1 protein-coding gene is annotated in these 951 nt (G+C 43.4%); it reads left to right on the top strand.

All coding sequences use genetic code 11. The features are described from left to right. Positions 1–386: 386 nt before the first annotated feature. A partial coding sequence (locus AC2VE5_RS28245) for an ISAs1 family transposase (RefSeq protein ID WP_486890814.1) occupies positions 387–951 on the top strand: 565 nt, incomplete at its 3' end.

Here is a 951-nt window from a genome sequence, read left to right as displayed (position 1 = left end):
AAGACTTTGGGGCGCGCCACTACGGGGCAGTCAGTGAGAAACTAGGACTAAAAGTAACTCGCCTGCCATCAGACACTACCTTTCGTCGCATCTTACAGAAAATGCGATTTCCAAGCGCTGGCAGCTCAATTTGAGCAATGGGCTAGCCGGACTATTAGTATTCAACCTCAAGATTGGGTAGCGATTGACGGTAAGAGTATTAAAGGAACTGTCACTGAATCAGGAACAGCTTATCAAAACTTTGTGGCGTTAGTGTCAGTTTATGGTAGTCAACAAGGGGTAGTGCTTGCTAACCAACAGTTTGAATTCGCTTCAGAGTAGTGAATTGAAAGTAGTGCAAACAATGCTGGAGGCGTTGAATTTAGAAGGAGTGGTGTTCACAATGGATGCCCTGCACTGCCAAAAAAACTACGGCGCTAATCATTGAGGGCGGCAACGACTACGTTATCACCGCCAAAAGAAATCAACCTCAACTACTAGCACGAATTAAGACAATTACCGAAGAGCAAAAACCCTGTGACTGGTTCGTTGATATTGAAAAAATCCGAGGTCGAACAACCTGTCGAATTGTGGGTGTCTTCACCGATTTGCGTGGCATCGATATCGGCTGGCTGGGATTAAAAAGCTTGATTCAAGTTGAACGCATCGGTATCCGCTCAGGAAAAAAATATTTACAGACCAATTATTACATTAGCTCCGTTATCTCAAAGGCTACTAACTTTGCTCATGGGATTCGTCAGCATTGGGGAATTGAGAACCGTTTACATTGGATTAAAGATGTAGTTTTCGGCGAAGATACAGCTCCATTGATTAACTACAATGCTGCCACAAATTGGTCTATTATCCGCAATATTGCCATTAATCTTGCGCGTATGTGTGGTTATGATTCTCTGACCAAGGCGCAACGATTTCTTGCCCATGACATCGACAAGCTATTTTTACTTCTAGAAT

The organism is Aliterella sp. E5.1 (assembly GCF_057473825.1).
The sequence above is the reverse complement of the archived record's forward strand: the minus strand, read 5'-3'. Positions and strand labels throughout refer to the sequence as shown.